Here is a 531-nt window from a genome sequence, read left to right on the forward strand (position 1 = left end):
ATAGTTATTTATGAAAATCTTTTGTTGGAGTTAAAGGTAAGAAAAAAGAATCTCATGATTGAACTAAATATATTGATGGAACAACTACTTTTGCAAGTGGTGATTGTAATCAATTACTTTCATTTTTAAAACCTAATGTTAATGAAAAAGTATATAATTATTTTAAAAATAATGCTCATGGTATTGTAAATCAAAATGCTTCATGAAATATTGGATGTTCTGCAGAAAGTGATGTATATCATTTTTTAAAATCTTTAACTAATGGAGCAAAAATATATAATTATCAAACATTAAATAATATGTTAATAGCAAAAGCAAATTATTTAAATTCTAGAAGTTACATGAATAGTACTTAATAAATTAAAACTTAATATTTTTAAAAACTAATTTTAAAATTAGAATTTTTGTGTTGTTTAAATGTAATTTTAAAATTATATTTTTAAATATTCATGTATTTTATGATATAATAAAAGTAACAAAAAATAGAAATACATCAGTTTATTGTTCTTGTTGTCCCTTTCTATCCATTAA

1 protein-coding gene is annotated in these 531 nt (G+C 19.8%); it reads left to right on the forward strand.

All coding sequences use genetic code 4. From position 1 onward, the window contains the following. Positions 1 to 356: hypothetical protein (locus M0D11_RS06455; protein WP_252321166.1), on the forward strand; the 356-nt coding region annotated here is incomplete at its 5' end. Positions 357 to 531: the final 175 nt, after the last annotated feature.

The organism is Spiroplasma endosymbiont of Lariophagus distinguendus (assembly GCF_023846195.1).
Classification (GTDB): domain Bacteria; phylum Bacillota_I; class Bacilli_A; order Mycoplasmatales; family VBWQ01; genus Spiroplasma_E.